The organism is Desulfitobacterium sp. (genome assembly GCF_035539115.1).
GTDB lineage: Bacteria > Bacillota > Desulfitobacteriia > Desulfitobacteriales > Desulfitobacteriaceae > Desulfitobacterium_A.
The window spans coordinates 1-4372 of sequence record NZ_DATLJA010000080.1 but is presented as its reverse complement, the minus strand read 5'-3'; the positions used below and the strand labels follow the sequence as shown (position 1 = coordinate 4372).

5 protein-coding genes are annotated in these 4372 nt (G+C 43.3%); all 5 read right to left on the bottom strand.

Annotated features, from left to right (window positions below; genetic code table 11):
- Positions 1-357: response regulator (locus VM640_RS12890; RefSeq protein ID WP_325392853.1), on the bottom strand; the 357-nt coding region annotated here is incomplete at its 3' end.
- A gap of 219 nt (positions 358-576) precedes the next feature.
- Positions 577-1221 (bottom strand): ATP-binding cassette domain-containing protein, encoded by a 645-nt coding sequence (locus VM640_RS12885; RefSeq protein WP_325392851.1) that lies wholly within the window; start codon positions 1219-1221, stop codon positions 577-579.
- A gap of 14 nt (positions 1222-1235) precedes the next feature.
- The gene (locus tag VM640_RS12880) at positions 1236-2090 is read right to left on the bottom strand and encodes a hypothetical protein (protein WP_325392849.1); all 855 of its coding nucleotides are present in this window, start codon (positions 2088-2090) and stop codon (positions 1236-1238) included.
- A complete protein-coding gene (locus tag VM640_RS12875; protein WP_325392847.1) occupies positions 2083-2883 on the bottom strand; it encodes a hypothetical protein in 801 nt (266 codons plus the stop codon). The genes VM640_RS12880 and VM640_RS12875 overlap by 8 nt, the downstream gene beginning before the upstream one ends.
- Complete coding sequence (locus tag VM640_RS12870) at positions 2880-4025, bottom strand: hypothetical protein (protein ID WP_325392845.1); 1146 nt, start codon at positions 4023-4025, stop codon at positions 2880-2882. The genes VM640_RS12875 and VM640_RS12870 overlap by 4 nt, the downstream gene beginning before the upstream one ends.
- Positions 4026-4372: the final 347 nt, after the last annotated feature.

The window sequence follows — 4372 nt, the reverse complement described above, 5'->3', positions numbered from 1 at the left end:
AGGTATAACTGCTTCACCTCGTAAAGCACAGCGAATAGCCGTAACAAGCTGCTCTCTGGATGCTGTCTTGCTTATAAACCCGGAAACTCGTGCTTCTATGAGAATATTAAAATAAGAACTAATATCGTATCCTGTATATATCAAAATAGGTATATCCGAATTTATCGCGACTACTCTCCGGGTTAATTCCAATCCATTGATTACAGGCATATTCAAATCAAACATCAGTACATCGAACGTTCGGCTTTTCAGTACCTCTAATGCGTCTGTACTAGAGGTTACAACAGTAACTTTCATATCGCTTTCTTGCTCAATCATTAATAGTCTTTGTAAAGATAAAGTAATAAATTCCAGCATTCACTGAACTCCAACTTCCACTTTCCGAGCCATTCCTAGGTACGTCTACGGAACCAATGAAATAGTCGACAAACGTATTATCACGCATTAATGCTACACGATAAGTTCCAGTATCTCCAATTACTTTACCATAATCTAAATACATTTGCGCCGAAAATCATACTGCAGTTACCGCAATTTTTTGCTGTTACCGCAAACCGTTTTTTATTATAAAACCGATTACCGGATAGCCATTAATATCCCTGCGTCCATTTCGCATACCGTATCGCACAGCCTGGCGATATCCTCGGAGCTGTGTGAGGCAATTAAAATTGTTTTTCCCTCCTCTTTAAGCTTCAGCAAAAGCTGTCTGACATCTTCAACACCATGCTTATCCAAACCGTTCATTGGTTCATCCAATATGAGAAGAGAAGGATCTTCCATAATCGCCTGTGCGATGCCAAGGCGTTGCCGCATCCCGAGAGAATACTTGCCAACCCATTTTTTGCTCTCAGGATCCAATCCTACACGCATAAGGGTATCTTTTATTCTCGTGTCGTCTATTTTCTTACGAATAAGCGATAGGAGTTTGAGATTTTTGTAGCCGCTATAATTGGGCAGAAACCCCGGCGCTTCAATGATAATGCCAACGTCGTGCGGTACATCAATTTCTCTTCCGATTTGCTTGCCGTCCATAATAATTTGGCCGGAGGTAAGAGGCATGAAGCCGCAGATGCATTTAAACAAAACTGTCTTACCCGAACCGTTACGCCCGATTATACCGTGAATTTTCCCTGCTTCAAAGGAAACCGATACCTTGTCAAGTGCTGTAGCATTTTTAAACTTTTTCGTTACTTCTTTAATAACCAGTACATTTTCTGCCATTTTTCACGACTCCTTTACATCGGCGGCAATACATCAATATTCTTTTTACGGAAGAATAAAACCGCCAGTAAGATTAACATGAGGTTGAGCCCGATTAAAACACTGACCGCATAGATGAGTGACGGTAAAGCTGAAGTGTGGGTAGTATCCAGATTACCCAGACTTGCCCAGGATACCGGAGAGAAATGCCACAGTAAAAAACCGTTAGCCTCAAAGCAAAAGTACTGTAAAAAAACCAGGGAGGCGGCCACAACCGCTCCTATTTCCCTTGTAAAACGCATATTGAGGACAAACATGAGCAACCCCAGAAATGTGCCTACCAACCAATTCAGAAAGAAGCTCCACGCCATCGCCGCAATTGGCGTGTAGGTGAACTGCAACTGGTAACTGATAGGTAATCCAATCTTAAATTGATTCCCCGCATCGGTTAGCGCCAACGTTCCCAGAACCTTCCCCCATTCACTGGAAAAGGTCAAATTAGGGAGCAGCATCAAGACGGAAATCAAGGCAATAAAAAGAAAGTAAAGCGCTGAGGCCAGCATGATATAAATAATCTGACCCAAAAGCCAATCCCTTTTGCCGGAGCGGATGATGACATAGGGTTGATGGGCGTCGATAAAAGGTGCATCACAAAACAGCAGAACAATCCCCAGCATGAGCAATAAAAGCACCTTTTGATTGAGTGCGAGATACGGAAACACCCACGGGGTCGCCGGCACATGCACAGAACTGGAAAAGTCGGCAATCGGTAGGACGGTATCGCCCAGAAATCCAATCAGGAGGAGGCTAAGTACATAGATCCGGGGATTGGCAGACCATTTGCGTAAATTCTGAGCGCTACAAGAAAAAATTCTAATAATCCTACCCATGCTCCAGCCTCCTTTTGATTTGCCGAACGATCATAATTCCCATCAGTGTACACAGAAACGTTAAGAAGAAAATGGAATAGAGCAGGGAGAAAACCGGCTTACCCGCAGAGAATGTTCCATATAAAACTCTCTGTAAATCACACCATTGTGGCAACCCGATTCGTCTTGTAAAGATTAATAGGAAATAATAGGAGAGGATTGGAGAAGCAAGCGTAACAAACACGTTAGTGAGATAAGTCGAAATCCATAGGGCCAGGACGGCAAAGAAGGCAGCCGCAAAAAAACTAATCAGAATCTTAGAAGCAAAATAGGCAGTAAAATCTCCCCCCGAAAGCAGGCTTCCATACACCTGATCCGAGGCAGCGTTCTGAAAAAAGGGGCTTTGCCTGTCCACCAATGGGAAATGCAAGCGAAGCAAAAGAATAAAGAGAACCTCCCCAAGAGCCACAGCACTCCCGCCAGCTAAAGCGGTGGTAAAAACCTTGGAAATACCGTAACTTTTAATGTTTGTCCGAATAACGGCTGAACGGATAAACTGGTTGTTCCAATCAGTGCAAAAACTAATTGCATAAGGTAGCGTGGCAAATATTATAGAAAGCATCGAAAATCCTTGAAGATGAGCAACTCTGTACAGATATAAAACATCCCCGCCATTGTCGTACACTATCGCTTGACCCTCTGTGCTGGCGCTGAAAAACAACGCTGCGCTCATCCCGACCACAGCTAGGAGAAAGCCGAATGAAAAAAAAGCCCGGCGAAAATCCACTCTTAAGTTGCCCAAGAGCCTGTTCACAGGATTTCACCTCCGGTTGTTGCATCAATGATAATTCTGTTATTAACGGTAAGCGGTTGACCCTTAGCGTCTTTCACTACTTGCTCCAGTTTAAAAGACCAGGACGGAACCATACGAAATTCATCCCTTGATTGCCTGATGAGCGTCGGAACATAATAAAGCTCAATAGCTGTAATGGTGATGGGATCAGTCAAGATAACATTCCCGTATTTGCGCGCGACAGCAGCCAGCGCTTGTTCGGCACTGATGATCTTCAAGCCTTCCTGATCGACTGCCTTTTTCTGATAGGAGGAATCAATTTTTAAAAATTCCAATCCTTTTTGGGAATAAGCAGCATAAATATAACCACTTTGCACAATGGTATTATTTTCAACATTACCATGATCTAAAGGATAAACAGGGATATTGTCAAGGCTGCTGCGGAAAATTATAAAAAATAAATCATCTTCTGCACTCCAACGGTCCTTTAGCGTGATGCTGCCATCTTTTGGGCTGGTCAGGTCACCTTTTTCTTTCATGGCCTTTTCCTGGGCTTGCAGGGTTTTGTAATCCAACGAATAAGTTTCTACTTCGTCATATGCAGAAATTCCTAGGGAGGCAAGTTCCTTTATAACCTTATCTTCAGCCTGCCGATAGGGCATGAAGGGCAAGTCAAGAGCCTGGTTTTGGCTGAATCGGTCTAAGTTATAAGTCGTATTCCCCGGAGTAATATACCGGAATAATATTTGGTAAATATACGGTTGGAAGTTAGCCGTCTCGAAATAAACAGATTTACTACCAACTCCAAGATATTTTCCATCAATCGTTCGAAAAAATGCATTTCCTACTGTTCCGTCTAACTCCTTTTTTTGTGTGATCTGACTGTTTGCGATAAGCAAAGTTTTTAACGTCTGTACCTGTGTGTCTAACTTAAGCGGGGCTACAAGGTACGTGTTGAGCTTTTGAATAGTCGAGGGGGCGATCACCTCTGCGTCTACACTTAAGTTGGTGTCCAGTTTTCTTTGGATATGCCGAGCTGAATTGTCCCCGGAAGACGCCGGGATAGCGCTTTGCCCTGACTTATCGACCTGTCTTTGACACCCCGTTGCCACCACGATTAAAATCAGAAGAGCTAGCACGGCAAGTGATTTTGTTTTTATCATTTCGTTATCTCCTTTTAATTTAAATCACCGGCAGCGAGTATGCCGGTGATTTAAATATTTAAGCCCTGCGCATTAAGTGACTCACGGATACCAAATCCCGGAAACGCTTACCCAAGTGTTGACGTTGCCAGAAGGTGCATTAGCATATAGATATTTGTTTTCATTCGTTGGTGAACCGGAATAGTAATACATAGGGAAGTGTAATGCCCCCGCTTGTCAAGACACGATTTTGAGAAACTTAAGATAAATCTCCTTTCCTCACCATCGATCTTTTTTATTACTCGTAAAGCGGGCATTTACCTCCTTTTCACTGGGGTCGACTTGACATGGGACCCTACGTCGGATGC